Source organism: Microbacterium sp. HA-8 (assembly GCF_046111165.1).
Taxonomy (GTDB): Bacteria; Actinomycetota; Actinomycetes; order Actinomycetales; family Microbacteriaceae; genus Microbacterium.
The window spans coordinates 647,227-667,000 of the sequence record NZ_CP162025.1 but is presented as its reverse complement, the minus strand read 5'-3'; the positions used below and the strand labels follow the sequence as shown (position 1 = coordinate 667,000).

Annotated in this window: 8 protein-coding genes; 1 reads left to right on the top strand and 7 read right to left on the bottom strand. The window is 67.7% G+C overall.

Annotated elements, in window-relative coordinates:
* Positions 1-11: 11 nt before the first annotated feature.
* The 6 genes from AB2L57_RS03125 to AB2L57_RS03100 form a co-directional block, all read right to left on the bottom strand.
* The gene (locus AB2L57_RS03125; protein WP_409048049.1) at positions 12-1,484 is read right to left on the bottom strand and encodes a lipid II flippase MurJ; all 1,473 of its coding nucleotides are present in this window, start codon (positions 1,482-1,484) and stop codon (positions 12-14) included.
* A gap of 23 nt (positions 1,485-1,507) precedes the next feature.
* Positions 1,508-2,365 (bottom strand): glycosyltransferase family 4 protein, encoded by an 858-nt coding sequence (locus AB2L57_RS03120; RefSeq protein WP_409048048.1) that lies wholly within the window; start codon positions 2,363-2,365, stop codon positions 1,508-1,510.
* Positions 2,366-2,621: 256 nt separating this feature from the next.
* Entirely contained in the window at positions 2,622-3,980 is a 1,359-nt protein-coding gene (locus AB2L57_RS03115; RefSeq protein ID WP_409048047.1) for an O-antigen ligase family protein, read from the bottom strand.
* A complete protein-coding gene (locus tag AB2L57_RS03110) occupies positions 3,977-5,110 on the bottom strand; it encodes a glycosyltransferase (protein WP_292814022.1) in 1,134 nt (377 codons plus the stop codon). The genes AB2L57_RS03115 and AB2L57_RS03110 overlap by 4 nt, the downstream gene beginning before the upstream one ends.
* Complete coding sequence (locus tag AB2L57_RS03105) at positions 5,040-6,242, bottom strand: glycosyltransferase (protein WP_292814019.1); 1,203 nt, start codon at positions 6,240-6,242, stop codon at positions 5,040-5,042. Before AB2L57_RS03105 ends, AB2L57_RS03110 begins: the two co-directional genes overlap by 71 nt.
* 9 nt (positions 6,243-6,251) lie before the next feature.
* Positions 6,252-17,639, bottom strand: a complete 11,388-nt coding sequence (locus tag AB2L57_RS03100) for a PA14 domain-containing protein (protein WP_409048046.1) — start codon at positions 17,637-17,639, stop codon at positions 6,252-6,254.
* Between the two features lie 499 nt (positions 17,640-18,138).
* Here AB2L57_RS03100 and AB2L57_RS03095 point away from each other — a divergent pair, with 499 nt between their 5' ends.
* Positions 18,139-18,693: an LPXTG cell wall anchor domain-containing protein gene (locus tag AB2L57_RS03095; protein WP_292815858.1), complete on the top strand. Its 555-nt coding sequence runs from the start codon at positions 18,139-18,141 to the stop codon at positions 18,691-18,693.
* A gap of 69 nt (positions 18,694-18,762) precedes the next feature.
* Here the strand turns inward: AB2L57_RS03095 and AB2L57_RS03090 are convergent, their stop codons facing one another.
* Positions 18,763-19,467, bottom strand: coding sequence for an endonuclease/exonuclease/phosphatase family protein (locus tag AB2L57_RS03090; RefSeq protein ID WP_409048045.1), 705 nt, complete (start codon positions 19,465-19,467; stop codon positions 18,763-18,765).
* Positions 19,468-19,774 lie beyond the last annotated feature (307 nt).

The following is a 19,774-nucleotide window of genomic DNA, read 5'->3' as shown; positions in this document are numbered from 1 at the left end:
GCAGCCGGACGTCATCCACCAGCTGAACCCTTCACCGAACGAGTGTGTGAAACATGCCGTCCGAGCAGCCGTCGGCACGCGTCGAGTGTCGCCCTACGCAGGGGTGCGATCCCGACCACCCACACCGCCCACAAGGCCAAGACACCGGCGGCCCACAGCGCGCGCGCGGCCGGCGATCCGTCCACCGTGAACGCGATAGCGACACAGGCCACAAAGGGCGGAGCCAGCATCGCCGCCGTCGACAGAAGCATTCTGCTCACACGGAGGACGACAACCACGACAATCATCTGCGCCATGCCGCCCAGCGACGATCCCAGCCCGATACCGAGCGGTCCCAGCGGTACGAAGAGGATGATGTCGGCGACAACCGTGACCCCGGATCCGATCCCCACGGCCAGCGCGGCCATCCTGTTCTTGCCTTCCGCGTTCAGGAATCGCGTGAGCACGTAGGCGACGAGCTGCGCCCACAATCCGAGCGCCAGGCCGAGGAGAAATGCCGACGTGACCGCAACCGATTCAGGTCCGAATGCACCGCGACCGAAGACGACGGTGACCAATGTGGGAGTGGCGACGACGATCACCCCCGAAACCATGACCCCGAAGATCAGCAGGATTCGAGCGACCTCTTTCACGGTGTGCGCGCCTCGCACGGAGGAGGCCAGGACCGACAACCCGAGCGGCGCAGCGACCAGAACGATGATGGTCTCAGAGATGACCCGGGCATAGTCCAGCGCGGCGACCGCGCTGACGCTGATCAAACTCGTCAGCGCCCTCTCGAGAACCCAGACCGCCTGCACGACGATCGGGACGACCAGGTACGGTCGCATGGCATGCCAAAGAGCGATGCGAACGGCTCGACGCTCCCCCGGTTCCGCGGCCGCCAGGGCGGCCGCCCCGCTCTGCAATCTGTGAACCACAAACCAGGACCACCCGCTCATCCCCACGTAGGCCGCGAGGAATCCGACAGCGAGCCATGCGGGGCTACCCGTGGCGAACGCGACAATGGTCGCGGCGATCAGCCCCAGACTCTGAATGCTGGGTCGAAGCGCTGCGATGCGGTACTCGCCGCGCGCCATCGCCAGATAGGAGGCCACGCTCACGTAGCCGTAGAACGGCAGCGCCGATCCCGTGATCGCGATCATGGCCACGGTGAGGGTGACGGCATCACCGGAGAATCCAGGCGCGAGAATGCCCGCCCAGAGCCGACCGAACATCACCAGACCGACCGCGATGACGCTGCAAGCGATCAGCACCCAATTTCGCACCATGCGGTAGAGCGCCCAAGCAAGGCGGGGGTCGTCGGCCAACCTCGCATGCTGGGGCAGAAAGCCCACTGCAAGCAGCTCGGCATTCAGGAGGTTCATCGGTGCCAGCGCGGCCGTCTGGCTGACACGGTAGGAGGCGACACCCGCGCTCGTACCCAGCAGCGCTGCCAGAAGCATCTCTCGAACGATGCCGAGCACTTTCCCCAGCGCCCCGCCCATGAACAACTTCCTGAAGCCGTCTATCACCGGCGCATCACATCTCGCGCCAGGTCGACATACTGGCGCGCGATCGGGGTCCAGTCGTAGCGGGAGGCGACCGCACGGCATCGCTCTTGAGAAAGTGGGCGTCCCTCCTCGGAGCGGCGAGAGATCATTGCACGCACGGCGCGCGCAACGCTTTCGTACTCGATGTCGCAGGCCACTCCGGGCGCACCCTGCGCGATGAGATCGGCGCCGATTCCGCTCGTCCCCGACACGAAGGGAACACCGGTGGATAGTGCTTCGATCAAGACGAGCGGAGCAGCCTCGTAGCGGCTCGGAACAACGAGGACGTCGGCTGCGACGTAGGCGCTTCGCGGGTCGCCCACACCCGCGAAGGAGACCCTGCCCGACAGACCGCGATCGCGGGTCTGCGTTCGCGCACGGTCGATCGCAGCGGGGGAACCCCCGACGACATGCAGGCGCAGATCCTGAAGCTCATCGAGAGCGGCGAGCACGACGAACAGACCTTTCCGGTCGAACTCGTGTCCGACGAAGAGGGCCAGCGGATCCTGGTCGCCGACGCCGATGGCCGATCGGGCATCTCTCCGCTCGGCTTCGCTGGGGACGGTGAACCGGGTTGTGTCCACGCCGTTCGAAATGACCGTCGTCATCGCCTGGGTGCGCGGATAGTGTCGCGCGAGCACTTCTTCCTCACTCTTGGAGATGCAGACGATGCGTCGGTATCCACGACTCCGGTGGCGCAACCACTCCCGCGCGAGAAGGAACCGATGCAGCGGATTCCACCGCCAGGACGTGTCCGGACGCATTCTCAGGGCTTCTCTGAGCACACCGTGATTCACGTACACCTGTCCGACCAGGGCATCGTTGTGGCTGAACACGACCCAGCCATCCTTCGACGGGTAGCGAAGGCGCGCGATCACCGACCCCGCCGCCGTGAACCACACAATCTCCAGGACCCGAAGCAGAGGCGCCAGCTTGCCCTTCGGCTCCCCCCAGCGCCATCCTGTCTCCCTGAGGGTGAAAAGGACGGCGTCGATGCCGTCGCGGCGCATCTGAACACACACGGCATCGGCCACTGAACCGACACCGGTCCCGATTCCTGCACGGCGAACGACATGGGCCACCTTCAGCATGTCAGCCAACGGAACCCATCTCTTCAGCGGTGAGGAGCTGGCTCCGCGGAGGAACAGCCGTTGTCCCTCGATCGGTGCTCCGAGGTCTCTCAAGCGCGCCCAGCGCTACCGCACACCCGGTCACGATCATCGGCAGCGTCAGTGATCCTCTGCTCCAATACACGTCGATGAGGGTGTGGGCGAGCAGGACGATCTGCATGGTCGCAGCCAGCACCGCCGCGCCGCCCGTGCGCCTCAGGCGCAGGAGCACGACCAGGATCGTCACCATCGCGGCCGCGAAGGCGATCAGGAGAAGGATGCCGCCTTCGAAGTACGTCAGCACGTAGACGTTGTGCGGATCGAGCGTCAGTACGCGCTGCAGCGACGAGGATTGCTGCGCGTAGGCCCCCACCCCATTGCCGATCCATTCGCGACCGACCGTCTGCCCGATCGCATCCGCCCAGAACGTCAACCGGATCTGCACCGTGTAGTCCGTCGAGAACGCGGCGACACGGGCGAGGATCGTTTCCGAGAGCACTGTCAGCACGGCTACCGAGACGATGATCACACCCAGCGACGTCACGATCCGACCCGGCGTCGCCTGCCGCAGCACCGATAGCACCGCCAGAACCACGAGACCCAGGGCGAGGGACAGAAGAGCGCCGCGCGACCCCGTGGCGATCAGGCCGGCCCCGCAGATGATCGCGATCGCCACGGCGAGTGGCCGCGAGCGCGGGCGCAGCGAGGACGCGATGATCAGAACGGCGAGGGCGAGGGTCTGTCCCGCGCCGTTCTTGTGCGTGAACAACACGGTGCCCGCGAACGGCGACAGCAGCCAGCTGACGGCGACGGCGACCGAACCGGCGAGGTAGGCCGACAGCATCCACCGCACGCCTTGAACGCCGTCCCGGACGGCGAGTGCCGCGCCCGCAAGCAGCGGCGGAATCCAGAACATCGTGCGCACGGCGACCTCGACCACGACACCCTCGGCCCCGGAAGCCAACCCGAGAGCAAGGGCGAGGCCGAGGTAGACCCCCAATGCCCCGGCGACGAGGCGAACCGCCCGGATGCGCAGTGCGTGCAGCAGGTCGCCACGCACCAGGGCGCCCAGCAGGCCCGCGAGCAGCAGCGCATCCGAGACCGCGACGAAGCCGACGGGCGTCGTGAGGGAGACCGAGGTGGGCAGCACCAGCGCCGCGAGCACTACCGGGATGCGCCAATCCAGCACGGCCATCACGGCGACGACCACCGCTGCGGCGATGGGCACGGCGAGATCATCACGCCACGAGGTCAGTCCCGCAGCGGCAACCGCCACGACGACGAACACGACGGCGATCAGCGACGCTCCGCCGCTCGGGACCCCGGTGACCCTCTCCCTCACGGTGCGACCCTAGCGGGTCGCCGGGCGATCTCCGCCCGGGCGACCGCCAGGATCTCGGGAAGCCGTTCGTCCCATGATTCCTGCGCGGCCAGCGCGCGCCGCGCCGTGCGTTCGGAATCCGTGAGCGCCAGCGTCGTACGCACTCGTGCGACGAAGCCGGCCACCGAGCCCTCCCGCCACACATGTCCAGGAACAGCGCCGACCCCGGGCAGCGCCGTCGAGACGACGGCGAGCCCGGCGGCAAGATACTCGTAGGTCTTCAGCGGGCTGACGCCGCGGGTGTACGCGTTCAGCGCATACGGGATCAGCCCGACGGTGCACTGCGATGCGAGCTGAGCAAGCTCACCGGCTCCGAGTGTGCCGTGGTACACGCCTCCGGCGGCGGTGACGCGCGCCAGCGCCGCTCGACCGTCTGCACCGCCTTCGGACAGGGGGCCGGCCAGGTGGACCTCGACCCCGGACTCGGCGAGCGCAACCAGCAGTGACACATCGACCTTGTCCGTGCGGATGCTGCCGGCATACAGCGCCGCGGCATTCCTGCTCGCCGCGGGCCGGACCCCCGCTTCGAGGAACGGCCCGACATGTGCGGTGCTCTGCCAGATGCGGAGGTCGCCGAAGCCGCACCCGCTCAGATGATCGGCGACGACCTGGGAGGTCGCGATCGCGGGCGCTCCGGCACCCGCGAGCTGGCGCTCACCCTCCGCGATGGCACGGCGATCGATTCCCGGTACCTCGGCGAGAAGATCGACGCAGTGATAGATGATGGGCGCGTCGCCCGCCAGTCCGTAGGTCACGGGACTGAACGTCCACAGCAGATCGAACGGGCGCACCCTGGCCCAGGTGCCCCCTCGCGAATCCAGCAGCGCCGAGTTCAGCCGCGACCCGAGCCCGGAGTGCCACGGCACGGCACGGGGCGACAACACCGTGAGGGATTGTGGGCGCGGACGCCGAAACCCGTCTCGTCGCCCTCCCCGCAGACGCCCCGCGGCTCGGGCGAGATCCGTGCCGCTGAGCCTCGGTCGGCGCAGCCCGAGAGACTGCACGTAGGTGACATCGAACTCACGCGACAGCTGCGTGACGACGAAGTGCTGGTTCGTCGCGATCGGGTGATCCCACTCCGCGGTCCCCAAGACTGCGATCCGCTCCCGCTCCGACACTGTCCACCCCCATCCAGCTTCGCAATGTACGACGGAAGCTGGCCTCAGAGTAGTGCTCTGCTCCGCGCCCGACGAGGTGCCGATCACGACGCAGTGCCGCCGTCACGGCGCGCTCGATGGACAACGGCGAGTCGAAGTCGGCCAGCTCACCCGAATCGAGGGCTTCCACGCTCTCGCGCGCGCCTCCGGCGATGTTGACGACGGCCGGGGTGCCCACCGACATGGCCTCGACCGGCATGATGCCGAAGTCCTCGACGGCGGGGAACACGTAGACGGCAGCCCGCTGGTACAGGGAGAACAGCAACTCGTCCGAGGGCGAGATCACGAAGACGACCGGCACCGTGGCCGACGCCGCGATGGCCCGCAGATGCGCCTCCTCGGGGCCGGCACCCGCGATGACAGCGGGCAGTCCGACGATCTCGGCGGCGCGGATGACCAGGTCCAGCCGCTTGTACGACACGAAGCGTGACGCCCCGAGCACGAAGCCCTCGGGCAGACGCTGGGCGACGCCGCGCTCCTGCCCGACCAGCTCGTCGCGCCAGTCGACCCGTGACGTGATCAGTTTGACGCGCACGGGCGGCGGGATGACCGCCGCGTCCACGCCCCAGAACCTGTGCAGACGCTGCCGCACGTACTCGCTGTTGGCGGCGTACATGCTGCCCTCCCGCGCGCGCGCACGATCGATCCGCTGCAGCGGCCCACGCACGGCGGCGGCCAGGACTCCCGCGCCCCGGCGATCCAGGCCGGGTTCCCAGAGATAGCGGGCGGGGGTGTGGACGTAGGAGAAGTGCCTCCCCGCCTCGCGCAGCGCGCGGCCGCCCGCGTGGTGCGCGAAAGCGTGCGAGCTCGTCAGAACCCACTCGGCGTCGCGCGTGTCGACGGCTCGCCAGGTCGCGGGCATGAGGGGCAGCGCCGCGGCCTTGCACATCCTCAGCGGCGTCCTGCTCATCCAGCTCTGGTTCAGCCGCGTCGCCCCGAACCGCCCGGGATTGTCGTTCCAGAGGCATGACACCCGCGCTTCCGGGAAGGCGGCCATCATCTGCGACAGCACCTCCTCGGCGCCCCCGTGCGGCGCGATCCATTCGTGCGCGATCAAGCCGGTCATCGGTCGCCCCTAACCGACCTTGACGATCTCGATGGCCGACACCTTCGGCTGGTCGACGGTGGAGCTGAAGCCGATGTTCAGCGTGCCGTCGGTCACCCCGATGGTGTGGTTGGTGAGGTAGGCGGTCATGGGCGCAACCTGCGCATTGAGGTCGAGGTTCGAGATCTCGACCGGTCCCCCCTCCATGTTCACGGAGAAGACGCGCTTGCCGGTGCCGCCGGGCCCGCCGTTCGTCGCGCCGTGCCAGATCTCGGCGAAGTGCAGTGTCACCTGATACTGGCCCGAGCTCGGCACCGGGATGGCATAGGAGAAGCTGCCCGGGCCCGTCAGCGCGCTGCGCTCGGTGCGATACAACTGATCGCTGGTCGTGCCGAGGATGTCGGCGATGGCGGTGTTGCTGAACGACTTTCCTCCCGAGAAGTTGGTGTCGGCGGCCCACGAGACACCTCCGAGCGTCAATGCGGGCCCACCGGCGTTGATGCGGATCGGCGCAGCCGTGATCGACGACGTGTCGACGGATGCCGCGGCTCCCGCGGTCTGGTTGCCCGATGCGTCGACCGCCACCACGCGGTAGTAGGTCGTCGGGCCGGCCGCGGCACCGTTGTCGCGGAAGGATGTGCGCGTGACCAGCCCCGTGCCGCTCGCGAGGGCCCAGGGACCCGCAGCGGCACTCGATCGCTCGACTCGATAGCCGATGAGATCGGCCTCAGCCGACGCGGTCCAGGTCAACTCGACGCCGGTGGAGTCCGCGTCGCCCTCGGGCGCCGCGGGAGCCGCGGGAGCGGTCGTGTCGGACGAGGACACCGGCAGGATGTTCGTGATGAGGTACACGTTGTCCTGGTAGTCGCAGTTGGTCGCACCGACGCCGCACTGGTTCGGCGAGGAGATGTAGTCGTGCCCTGCGAACCACGCACCCGGGATGGGCTTGCCGGTCGCGTCCTCGACGGGCCACATCTTGACCGCCATATACGCCGTCTGCGTCGTCGACTGTCCCGAGATCGTGATGCCGAAGTTGCCGCCCGGGTTGGTGGTGAGGGCGACCTTCGCGCCGCCCGAGGTCAGCGGGTAGATCGCCTGCCCGTAGGCGACGGCATGTGTGGCGGACGTGCCGTTGATCGTGATCGTCTCGCTCTGGCCGCAGCATCCATGGAACGCTCCCAATTGCACCGCCTGCACGGGCTTGGACGTGTCGAGCTTCTTCCACTGGTAGGAGCGCACCTCGTCGCCGTCCATCGGAGCGCCCGGCATCTCCGAGCCGTTGCCGAGCGAGTCGCCGCTGGATCCGGTCGAGGTGGTCGAGCCGAACAGCGTGAAGATCTGCTGCAGCGTCAGCTCGCTTCCGCCCTCGGGCGCGCCCATGTATCCGCCGCGCAGCTGCACGACGGTGCTCGGCGACTGCGGATCGCTCGAGGCGATCGTCAGGGTGCCGAAGCGCACACCCTTGCTCCCGCTGTTGCCGATGAACTGCACCGTGACAGGCAGCGTCTGACCCGGCTCCAGGAAGACCGGGAACTCCCCCGTCGGTGCGATGACCTGGAACTGCGCACCGTGGGTGCCGCCCAGGGAGAGGGAGGCGATCCGCAGATCCTTCGCGCCGGTGTTCGTGACGTTCACGGTCGCCTGCTCGGTGGTCGTGTGCGTCGTCGTTCCCGAGTTGATCCGGTGTGTGACGAGCAGGTCCTCGTAGAGGCCGGGCATCGGGGTGCCATCCGCCTGTCGCACGACCTGCTGGTTCGCGAGCGCGACGGTGCCGCCGATATCGAGGATCTCGAATGTCACGGTGCGCGTGGTGGTGCGCTCCTCGGAGTCGGTCGCGGTGAACTGGACCGACTGGGTGCCGGCGTCATCGAGGGTGATCGGACCGCTGTATGCCGTGTCGGGTCCGTCATTGATGGAGTAGGTGAAGGACTCGATCGTGGCGCCGGATGCCGCCACGGCATTCGCGGTCACGATCGCCGTGCCGCCGGAGTAGGTCGCCGAGACCGGGCCGCCGTTCGCCGAGACTCCGATCGTCGGGTTCGTGATCCCTTGCCCCTCGATGGTGACCCAGTTGAGCTTCGTGTTGACGCCCGTCGCGGTGAGCGTGAGCTTGCCGTCGGTCACGAGCACCGTCGCCGTGCCGCTCGCGAAAGGAGTGGCACCGCTCGGGGTGAAGTTCGACACCAGCGAAGAGCCCTCGGCCGAGACGCCGTGGACCGAGTCGAGGAACCCCGCGTCACCGACCGATGCGCTGACCGTGTAGGTGCCATTCGCCAACGCGTGCTCCCACACCCCGACGGTGCCGCCCGTGATGGGGCTGCCGGAGGTCGTCGTGGCCTGCATGAGGATCAGCGACTGGCGTGTGGGATCACCGGTCGGGAAGGCGATGCCCGCCGTCGGGGTGAGCCGGTTCCGCGTCATGATCCCGCGGTCGGTCGGGACCCCGCCGACGAGCCACCCGAATCCTTGCGCGTCGCTGTACGCCGAACCCGTGTCGGCCGTCCAACCGCTCGGCACCGTCGTGCCGCCGGGGCGGAAGTCGATCTTCGCGAGCGGCACGACCGGGCCGCCCGGCTCGAGGCCGTCGCCCTTGATCGAGAGCCAGTTGATCTTGGTGTTGGTTCCGCTGTTGGTGATCGTCAGGCGCCCGTCGGTGACCGTCACATCGCGCACACCGAGCTGGAAGGGCGTGGATGCTGTCGGCACGAACGACTCGATGATCGGCTGTCCCTCGACCTGCACGCCGTGGGTCGAGTCGGTGTAGTTCGCATCGCCGACCGAGACGCCGACCTCGTACTCGCCGTTCGGCACCGCGTACTCCCACACACCGCTGGTGTAGGTGGGCTGTGTCGCGTTGTCGAGGAAGGCGAGACCCAGCTGTCGCGGGTCCGAGGGGAAGGCGATCCCGCCCAGCGGTGCGGTGCGGTAGCGCGTCGCGATCGTGCGATCGACGGGCTGCGAGTTCGCCGCGTCGAGCCAGCCGAAGCCGCGTGCCTCCGAGAAGGCACCGCCGGTCTCGGCCGTCCATCCCGCGGGCACGGGCGTGCCGGAGGGCTGGAACGTCACCTTGACCTGCGCGCCGTCGGAAGGGTCGTCGCCGCCGGGGTCGACGATCTCGGTCGGCACGACGTCCACGAACGCGATCTTGGTGTTCGTGCCCCCCAGCGCATCGAGGGTGAGTGCGCCGTCGGTGACCTCGACCGTCCCGCTGACGATCGTGTGCCGGGTCGCCGATCCCGCCACCCCGGTGGGGATGAAGGGTGTCACGAGCGGCGCGTTCTCCGCATTGATGACGTGCACCTCGGGATCCGTCCCCACGGCCGGGTCTCCGACGCCGACGGTGATCTCGTAGGTGCCATCGGGCAGAGCGATCTCCCAGAAGGCGTCCACACTGGTGCCGTTGAACGTGCCGGCGACATCGGTGGGCTGCATGTGCATGATGCTGTCCAGGCGCGTGTCCGGCTGGGACGACTGACGGTCGCGTCCGTTGCCCGGAGTGCTCCCGCCGACCGAGATGTCGAGATCGACTTCCGTCGTCTGGTTCTTCCAGCCGTAGGTCAGACCGCTGCCCTGATCCGCAGCCGTGCGGGGACCGTAGGCCTGGCCGTGATCACGGATGTATCCCGCGGCCAGGTCACCGGCGGCAGTGGTGAAGTCCACCTTGATCTCGTCGCCACCCGACCCCGTGTCCGTGACCGGCTTGATCCCCGAGACGAGGAACATGTAGTCCTGGTAGTCGCCGTTGGAGGCATCCTCGAACGCCACGATGTAGCTGTTCGGGATGGCCACCCCGTTGCGGTTGGCCGCGGGGTAGATCCGCGCGCGGTGGGCGTCCTGGGCCGGGCTGTTCAGCCGATCCTCGGTGAAGCCGTAGCGATTGAAGATCTGCGAGAAATAGTAGAAGCCGAAGGTCGCGGATCCCGGATCGAAGGTCGGCGTCGAGGCCGAGGTCATCGGCGGCAGGAGCGACTGGTACCCGGCCGACGAGATCGCCCCGACCTGATTGCGCTCGGCGGGAGTTCCGTCACCGGTGTACCACCCGAACGGGATGCTCTCATTCGGCGCGTAGTGCGCCAGCGGCTTCCACGTGACCGCGGCCGTCCCGGACTTCACGAACAGCGGCTCGAGGATCTCGTCGCCCTTGGCGGTGGGCTCCATCCCTCCCGCGAGCGCCGTCCAGCCGGCATCCACGTCGAAGCCGAGAGTGCCGAGGACGTTCTGCAGTGTCGGTTCGTTGCCGCCCTCGATGCCGTTGGTCGAAAGTCCGTAGAGCCCGACCGTCACGGAGCCGTCGCCACCGGCGAGAGTCAGCTGTGCGCTGCGCTGGCCGACCGTCGTCCCGGGGGTGAAGCGCACCTGGAACGTCGCCGATGCACCGGCAGCCAGCGTCGAGGGCAGGCTGCCCTCGACCGCGAACTCGGCCGCGTGGGTGCCACCTATGGTCGCGCTGAATGTCGTGCTCTCCGTGCCCTGGTTGGTCACGGTGATGCTCTCGACATCGCTCTTCTGCGCCGCCGTCGCATTGCCCGCGTTGCTCTTGGCCGCAGAGAAGACGAGCTCGTCGACCGACGACGTGATCTTCTCCGCCTGCTGGCTGGCGGGCACACGCAGCAGGAACAGCTTCTGCTGCGATCCGCTCCGGTCGTACTGGTTGACGTACATGTTGCCATTGCGGATGTCCTCGACGACCTCGAGCGGGTCGTTGAAGCCGCCCACTCCCTGCATGGTGGTGTCGGGGACGCCCGTGATGCCGACCTCTGTCTGCCCGCCCAGGATCTCACCCGTGACCGGGTCCGCCTGCAGGAAGATCAGGTCGTTGTTGTTCGAGAACCGCGCCACGACGATGCGGCCCTGGAGCTGACCGTCGAAGGTGTTGCTCTGGTACTCGAGCGCGCCGTTGGGGCTCTTGTTGAACTCGAAGTCGTAGGCGACCCCTTCGTAGTGCGACTCGGGCAGCACGCCGGACGCGTACTTCGAGCCGCCCTGCCCCGCCCACTGCGGCGGGTTGGCCGGGTCGTTGCCCTCGTGCAGGACGAACTCGCAGCGGGTCGGGTTGGGGTGGCCGTAGTAGCCGCCCTGCACCACGTCGTAGAGGTGGTCGCGCTGCGTCGGGTGGTTGCTGATCGCCGGCACGGAGCGCGGCGTGTAGCTCGGGTCGCGCGCGTCCCGCGCCTGGCACGCCGCGGTCAGATCCTGGCCGTTGACCGTGCTGAACCCGGGGATACCCGCAGCCGCCACCCGCGTGAACGTCCCCGTCGCCGCGTTGTACGTGACACCCGGGGAGTTGCCGCCGCCGGCCGTTCCGTTCGTCGGAACGTAGATGTGACCGTTCGAGTGGAACACCAGGTCGTACGCGTTGCGGATGCCCGATGCGTAGATCTTCAGCGGTGCGCCCGCGCCATACGGGTTGTAGGTGCCGCCCTGCGCCGTCTTCACCGAGAGCGGGTCATCACCCTGGGCGTCGGCGATCGACTGCTGCACGCGTGCGTGCTCCGGGTCGAAATGCAGCAGCGCCGCGGTCAGCAGCTGCTCGCCCCGCTGGCCCCACGAGTTGTCCAGGTCGCCCGCGGCCTGATTGGATCCCTGGAGGACATAGATGTCGCCGCCGGGTCCGTAGACCATCGAGTTGGTGAGGTGGTCGGAGAGCGAGCGGGGCATCTCGTGGAAGACCTGCTTGCGGTTCTCGAGGTTCGGACCGGTGAGCAGGCTGATGCCGCTCGCCCACTGGTTCAGCTCGTTTCCGACGTTCGCCGAGGTGTTGGTGATCCACAGCTTGAGGCTGCCCGCGGTCGAGGACTCGTCGAAGAGCAGCCCGATGATCGCGATGCCCTGGTAGCCGAGGTTCTCCTCGTTGGAGAGTGTGCCATCCGCTGCCACCGTGTAGCGGAACAGGCCCTGTCCGATCGTCGAGCCGTACAGCTTGCCGTCGGGACCGAAGGCGAACGATGCCCAGTACTTGCCGGCTCCGATGGGCAGCTCGACCTTCTCGAAGGCGATGTTGGTGAGCGGGTCGAACTCCCCCGTACCCGGGTCCACCTGGCCCGCACCGGTCGTGAAGACCGAGGAGAAGGGCACCCACGGGTTGCCGAGCAGGTCGGCGACCCCGCCGGTGACCTCGAAGCGGTACTGCGTAGCAGGGGCGAAGGGCACATCCGGCGCGAAGTTGACCGTGTCGTTGCCGCCCGAGGTGTTCGTCGAGCCGGCGATCTCGGCTCCGTCCGCCACGCGGTAGACCTTGACATTGCCGGGCATCGTGGTGTCGTCGACGCCGAAGCCCGCGTAGGGCACCTTGATCGCGGCTGCCACGCCTCCGTTCACGTCGGCATCCACCACCCGGTTCTGGGGGAAGACGGTCTCGACGTGCGGCCGATCGAAGGGGACCCCCAGGATCTCGACGTAGCCGGGCTTGGTGTTGGTCCCGCCGACCGGATCGATCGTGAGGCGGCCGTCCCAGACACCGACGGTCGTCGTGAGCGTGGTGTACTCCTGCGCGGCCGAACCCTGGAATCCGTTGATCGCGAGGGAGCCCTCGACGTTGATCACGTGCAGCGAGTCGTACCCCGTGCCGCCCATCTCATCGCCGACACCGACGGTCACCTCGTAGAGACCGTCGGGCACGGCGATCTCCCAGATGCCTTCGGTCTTGATGCCGTTCGTGCCCGTGCCGCCGTCGACGTCGCCGTACTGCATGTGGATCACGGAGTCGAGTCGTTCATCGACGCCCGCACGCCCCCGGTCCCGACCGTTTCCGACGAGCGAGAGCTCGTGGCCGTCGGCGTCGACCCACCCGTAGGTCAGTCCGGTTCCCTGGCCGGCGCTCGATCGCGGGCCGTAGGCCTGGCCCCAGTCGGCCGCGTAGCCGGCGGCCGGTACACCGTTGGTCGCGGTGAAGTCCACCTTCAGATCCGCCGTGTTGGGCACGCGCGGCACGGTGATGGCCTCGTTCGAGGCTGCCGACGCATTGCCCGACAGGTCGACGGCGACGACCGCGTAGAAGTATGTGGTTCCGTTCGTCACGCCTGCGTCGACGAAGGACGTGTCGACAAGCGGCACTGCGCCCGACACGATCTCGCCGTCCTGGACGGCGCCCGGCACGATCGAGCGGTACACCGTGTATCCGACGGTGTCCACGGCAGCGGACGCCGACCAGGTCAGTGCGACCTCACCGTCACCCGGAACAGCGACCACGCCCGTCGGGGCATCCGGCGCCTCCGTGTCCGGCACCGAATCCCAGATGCCGACCGACTCGTTCGAGGGCTCGGATTCGTTGCCCGCGGCATCCACCGCCGTGACGACGTAGTAGTAGGTGGTGTCCGGCGTCACGGCGTCATCCTGGAAGCCGGTCGTCGACACCAGTCCGGTGTTGAGCTTGGTCCCGGTCTCGGCGGTGACACCCGGCTCGGTGCCGCGGTAGATGTTGTAGCCCTCGACATCGGTGGAAGGTGACGCCGTCCACGAGGTTGCAATACCCAGGTCGAGCTGCCACGCGAGCAGGTCGGCCGGAGCCTCCGGCGCATCGGTGTCCGCGCCTTCCTTCTCGTAGTCGAGGGTGATGCGGTGTCCGCCGTACCCTTGGAAGTACTCGACGACCACGAGATGCGGCCCTGCCGCGAGCGAAATCTCGGCGACACGGGTGGCCGCGCCGCCCGCCCATCGCTCGATGACGGGGATTCCGTCCACGAGTACCCGGACGCCGTCGTCGGAGATCGCGGTGAACGTGTAGGCGCCGGCGCCCTCGTCGATGCTCTTGGTGAATCGTGCGGAGTAGTTGTCGGCGGGCACACCTGCGAGCGGGGCCGCGCCGGCCGCGTACGTCAGATCAAGTTCGTCGATGCACTCGCTCGCCACCGGTGCACCTTCCAGCGCACGACCGGCGAAGTACTCTCCCGACCATTCCGTTGGGGTACATGCGTTAGCCACGACTACATAGTTCAGAGCGATCTGCGCCGAACCGTATCCCTGGAAATACTCCACGACGATCTCGTGCGGCCCCTTTGTGAGAGGAGTCGTCACCACGATCGGCGCGGCGGAATAGTACCAACGGTCCACAATCGAGACGCCGTCCAACCAGACGCGAACCCCATCGTCGGCGCGCACGGTGAACGTGTAGCTTCCCGCTCCATCATCGATCGTGCGCACGAAGCGAGCGGAGTAGTTGTCTGCGGGCACTTGCGACGACGGGCTCGTGTTGGCCGCGAACGCCTGGTCGATCTGGTCCAGGCAGAAGGTATCCAGCGGAGCGCCACCGAGCGCGCGCCCTTCGAAGTAGTCCACGGCCCATTGGGACGCACCGCACGTCGAGGGGATCACGTCATAATCGACAGCGAGACGGTGGCCGCCGTAGCCCTGGTAGTACTCCACGACGACATCGTGAGTCCCGTCAGCCAATGGCACTGTGACGGTTCGTGTCGCCGACCCACCGGACCAGCGTTCGATGATGAGGATGCCGTCGACGAACACCCGCACTCCGTCATCGGATGTTGCGGTGAAGGTATAGCTGCCAGCGCCATCATCGATGGTCTTCACGAAGCGCGCAGAGTAGTTGTCGGCGGACACACCCGCGATCGGACCGGAGCCCGCTGCATGTACCTTCTCGAGGGTCTGCAGACACTCCGACGCGACGGGCGAACCCTGCAGATCCCTGCCTTGAAAATAGTCACCAGACCACTCGGAGGCGGCGCACACGTTGGGAGCGACCTCATAGTCCAGGATCAGGCGGTGACCGCCGTAGCCCTGGAAATACTCGACCACGAGCTCGTGCGGACCTTCGGTGAGAGAGACCGTCGCCGTCGATGTCGCTGATCCGCCCGTCCAACGAGCGACAATCTCCACATCGTCGACGAGGAGTCGCACGCCATCATCGGATGCGATGGTGAACGTGTAGCTCCCCGCCCCGTCGTCGATGACTCGCGTGAAGCGCGCAGAGTAATTGTCGGCGGGAACACCCGCGAGCGGCGCAGAGCCCGCCGCGTGCGTCTCATCCAACTCCGCCAGACACTCGCTCGCGATCACCGCACCCGCCAGCTCACGACCACCGAAGTAATCCGCAGACCACTCCGTGGCGGAGCACTGCGTGGGCGGCAGGTCCTCCTCGATCGTCGTCGACACCGCTGCGGATGCTTCCGAGACGAGCTCCTCCGCGCCGATCGCGACGACCACGTAGAAGTACTCGAGCCCGGGGACGGCCGTGGCGTCGACGAACGACGTCGCGGTCAGGGCCGTCTCGCCGCTCAGCGCGGTGCCCGTCGTCGCGACGTCGCTCGCCGCCCCGCGGTAGACCTTGTATCCCAGCGCGCCCTCGACGGCGTCCCACGCGATCGCGATGCCGGTCTCCCCCGGAGTGGCGGTCACGCCGACCGGCGCGGGGGGTGCCGTCGCCTCGGACGGCGTCGTCACCGAAGCCTCCGTCGCAGGCGCGGATGCGGGCACGCCGTCGGCGAGCGCGGTCACGGTGTAGTGATACGTGTGGCCGGGCACCACGGTGTCATCGACGAACTCCGTCGTCGCCAGCGGCGCGGCGTTCAGGGGCGCCCCGTCGGTGGGCACCGGTGACGCGTCCGCGCGATAGACGTTGTAGCCGGTGGCGCCGTCGACGCTCTCCCATGCCAGTTCGACGCTGTCCGCCTCGGTCGACAGCGTCGCCGTCAGGTCGGCGGGCGCATCGGGGCCGAAGAGCTCGAGCTCGTAGATCTCGATGAACGAGATCTTGGTGTTGGTGCCGCCCGTGGGCGCAAGCGTCAGACGACCGTCCGTGATCTCCACCTCGGCCACGCCCTGCTCGAAGGGCAGCGCGGGCGAGCCGACGAACGCCGAGACGGCCGTTTCGCCTTCCACCGTCACCGCGTGCGTGCTGTCGAAGTTACCCAGGCTGGTGTCGCCGACGGCCACGACGACGTTGTACCGGCCGTCGGGGAGGTCGTACTCCCAGACACCCTGCTCGGTGACGATGCCGACCGCGGGATTCGGTGTACCGCTCGAGAGCCCGTACTGCATGTGGATGAGGGACAGAAGGCGGGGATCGGAGATCCCGTCGGCCGCCGCACGCACACGCGTGTTGAGCGCGAAGTCGAACGGTGCACCGTCGTCGGCGGTGATCCAGCCGAACCCGGCACCCTCGGAGTAGGGCGCCCCCGCATCCTTGGTGTAGCCGGGCTGCGCCGCGGCCTGCGCGGTCGTGAAGTCGATTTTCGCAACGGCGCTCCCCGACGGCGGCGGGGTCGTCGCCTGGACTGTCGCCGGCGACGAGACGTTGCCGGATGTGTCTACCGCGACGACCGAGTAGTTCCAGCTCTGGCCTACGAAGACCGCCGAATCCGTGAGAGCCGTCGCCGAGATCGGCGCCGCCCCGCTGATGAGGTTCGCCGCGCTCTGGGACACGGGGTTCTCGATCGGGTGCCGATACACGCGGTAACCGGCGACATCGCCGTCGCCGGGTGCGGTCCAGGCCAGCCCGTTCTCACCCGTCGACGCGTTCGCACCGAGCGCCGCGGGCGCTGCCGGAGCCGTGGTGTCGAGCTCGCCGACCGTGAACCGGTCGAAGACGAAGGGGACGATGGCGGACTCCGCCATGTTGCGCTTGGTGGCGAAGATGCCGCCAAAGCCGGTGACGGGCACGCTGTCATCGACCAGCGTGCCATCGGCGAAGTTCGCGGGCAGCGCCACCTGGCCGAGGTTCGTGACCGCTCCCGTACCGATCTGGTACGAAGCCCGTGCCTGGCCGGCGACGGCGTCGACGTCGAGGTTGAGCGTGACCTTGGTCGTTCCGGTGATCGTTGCGGTGTTGGACTGGAAGGTGACCTGGTCGGCCGTCGGCGACGTCGTGTCCGTGGCACCCGCGATCTCGCGAGAGAGCTGGATCTGCCGCCCGGCCGCGCTGTTGCCGGCGACGACGAGCTTCAGGTAGTTGTCGTCGTCCGGTCCGAACCACAGCCCGCCCTGCGCGGAGCCCTCGGCATGTCCGGGCACGGTGACGACCGTGGAGAAACGCAGCGCCTTGCCCGCCGAATCGACACCCACGCCCAGCGTGTTGTCCTGCTTGTTCTTGTTGACATCGCCGCCGGTCGGTCCGTTGACGAGATACGCGATGCCGTTCGTCGGCGCGATCGTCAGCGCGCCTCCGGCGACGGTGATGTTCTGGGGAAGGTAGTACGCAGGGTCGGACGTCGAGGGCTGCACCATGGTGAAACCGGTGTCGACGTCACCGGCCCCGTGCAGACCACCCTCGGACGCGTCGAATTCGATCACCGCCGTGTTCTCCGCCACGGCGACCGCGTTCGGCGCCAGTGGCGAGTACGGGGTTGCCGCCCACGTCGCGGGATCCGGCGGAACGTCCGCCAAGGGGAGAGCCGCCACGGGCGCCGCGACGACGAGCCCGGAGGCGATCATCGCGAAGCTGGAGACGACGGCGCCCAGACGCATGCGCCTGGACGTACGGTTCTGCTCGGTGCGGACAGTCGTCGATGACCAACGGCGCATGGTTCTTCCCCAAGATTGCGCACACGCAAAGCCTCTTCATCAAGGCGATACATGCCAGATCGGTCCCATCACCGATCTTGCCCAGAGACACAGATTCGTGCCCTCCGGGGAGGCTAGCCGACTCTATGCAGATTCATCAAGACTTTTCAGGAAAGCGGCCCGCGATGCCCGCGACCAGGTCTTTTTGTCAGGCGTGTGCGGCCGAAAGAACGCGGCGTCCCCAACTGGCGCGCGTTCCGTGCCGTACACCGACTCTTTACGCAAACGAAACATGCAGGGTTGGCGGATTCTGGGATATTGCTGAATACTGGACGTGGGGGTGGTCACTGGGGGTCGCTCGACGGCTGTTTCGTGCCTGTTCCCTGGGGTCGTGTGGGATGGGAGGTCCCCCATGATCGATGACATCGTCCATACGGAACGTAGACCAAGGGAACGAACGAACATGAAGAAGAGCCTTACGAAGGCGGCCGCCGCCGTCGCGCTCGCCGGCGCGCTCGCGTTCGGCGCCCCCCTCGCCGCAAACGCCTATGTGCCCGACGGATCGATCACCGGTCCCGGCACCATCGCCCCTGGCACGACCGGAACCTTCTCCTTCGCCGCCGGCGTCTTCGAGCCCGGCGAGACCGTCACCTTCACCCTGACGGGTGAGGGCGCGTCGGCTGCCACGCTCGCGACCGTCGTCAAGACGGCCGTCGAGACGAAGAGCTTCGCCAAGCCCGCGAACGCGGACGGCTCCACCTCGGTCGCCGTCACGCTGCACCCGGCTGCCACCGGCACCTACACGCTCAACGTGTTCTCGGCGTCGACCACTGCCTCGCCCATCTCCATCACCGCGGCAGCGGCGGCCGGCGGTTCCGACGGCTCGGCTCTGCCCGACACCGGCACCGACAGTGCGCTGATGCTCGGCCTCTGGGTCGGTGGCGGAGCGCTCCTGCTCGCCGGCGGTGCGATCGTCGTCGCCACGACGGTGCGTCGCCAGCGTCAGAACGCCGCCTGACGCACACAGTTCTGACGGAGAGCGCCCCGGGACGGATGTCGTCCCGGGGCGCTCTCCGTTTTCCTCGGATCAGGCCGGGGCGGGCAGCGTCGGCGACATGGGCACAGCGCTCGGCGTCGCCGTGACGAGAATCGGCTTGTGATCCGATCGCCCCTGCGGAAGGGTGCGGACGCGTTCGATGTCGAACCCGACCGAGGTCGCGAAGTCGTAATGACCACGGAAGAAGCGGTAGCGCGTGTACGTGCGTGCATCGCTGAGGTTGAGCTCGTATCCCTGCTCGCGCACCTTCTGCCCCAGTGCCTCCTTGAAGACGGGGTAGTTGTAGTCGCCGACCATGAGCGCGGGCAGACCCGGCCCCATCTGCTCGAGTTCCACGAGCGCCGTGCGGATCTGATGCCGACGCAGCGAATTCAGGGCAGTGAGCGGAGCCGCGTGAAAGGATGCCACGATCAGCTCCCGACCGTGGTCGATGTCTCGAAGCACAACACCCAGCAATCTCTCCTCCGCAGGCTTGAGCACGCGGTCGTGCAGCGACTTCTTGAGACGCATGGCACGGACGTCGAGGGCGCGGTACGTGTTCTCGCGATAGTAGACAGCCAGACCGAGCCTGTTGCGGGCGGTGGCCTCAGCCAGCCGCAGGCCGTGGATCTGACTGGGCATATCCGACGAATCGCACTCCTGCAGGCACAGGACGTCCGGATCGTGACGGTCCGCCAGCGAGGCGAGCTCGCCGGCGGCGCGGTGCTTGCGCAGGTTGTACGAGATGACCTTCATGACGGTCTCAGCCTAGGACCGTCGCGCCGCGGGTGGGCGTGCGGCAGGGGCGGTTCTTCGCGACATTTCGCGGTTCGTCGCCCGGAGCTTCCTCCGCCGCGGAACGAAGTCTCGGGCGATCTGCCTGGTATATCACAGAGCTCGGCGCGTCTCGAGTCGACGCAAGGCTCGCGAAGGTCGTAATCTGGTCGCACGGAGGCCGTTCACTCGGTCAGTGTTGTCCCCAGCAACGCGCGCGATGAGGTCCCCAACTCTCGCGCAGACCCTGGCTTTCCGGGCCCTCTCGAGATGACCGTACCCCAAGAGC

What these genes read in the sequence shown, in the direction of transcription:
- AB2L57_RS03100 (WP_409048046.1), bottom strand. Translation starts at nt 17,639, where the DNA reads ATGCGTCTGGGCGCCGTCGTCTCCAGCTTCGCGATGATCGCCTCCGGG.
- AB2L57_RS03095 (WP_292815858.1), top strand. Translation starts at nt 18,139, where the DNA reads ATGAAGAAGAGCCTTACGAAGGCGGCCGCCGCCGTCGCGCTCGCCGGC.
- AB2L57_RS03105 (WP_292814019.1), bottom strand. Translation starts at nt 6,242, where the DNA reads ATGACCGGCTTGATCGCGCACGAATGGATCGCGCCGCACGGGGGCGCC.
- AB2L57_RS03090 (WP_409048045.1), bottom strand. Translation starts at nt 19,467, where the DNA reads ATGAAGGTCATCTCGTACAACCTGCGCAAGCACCGCGCCGCCGGCGAG.
- AB2L57_RS03125 (WP_409048049.1), bottom strand. Translation starts at nt 1,484, where the DNA reads ATGGGCGGGGCGCTGGGGAAAGTGCTCGGCATCGTTCGAGAGATGCTT.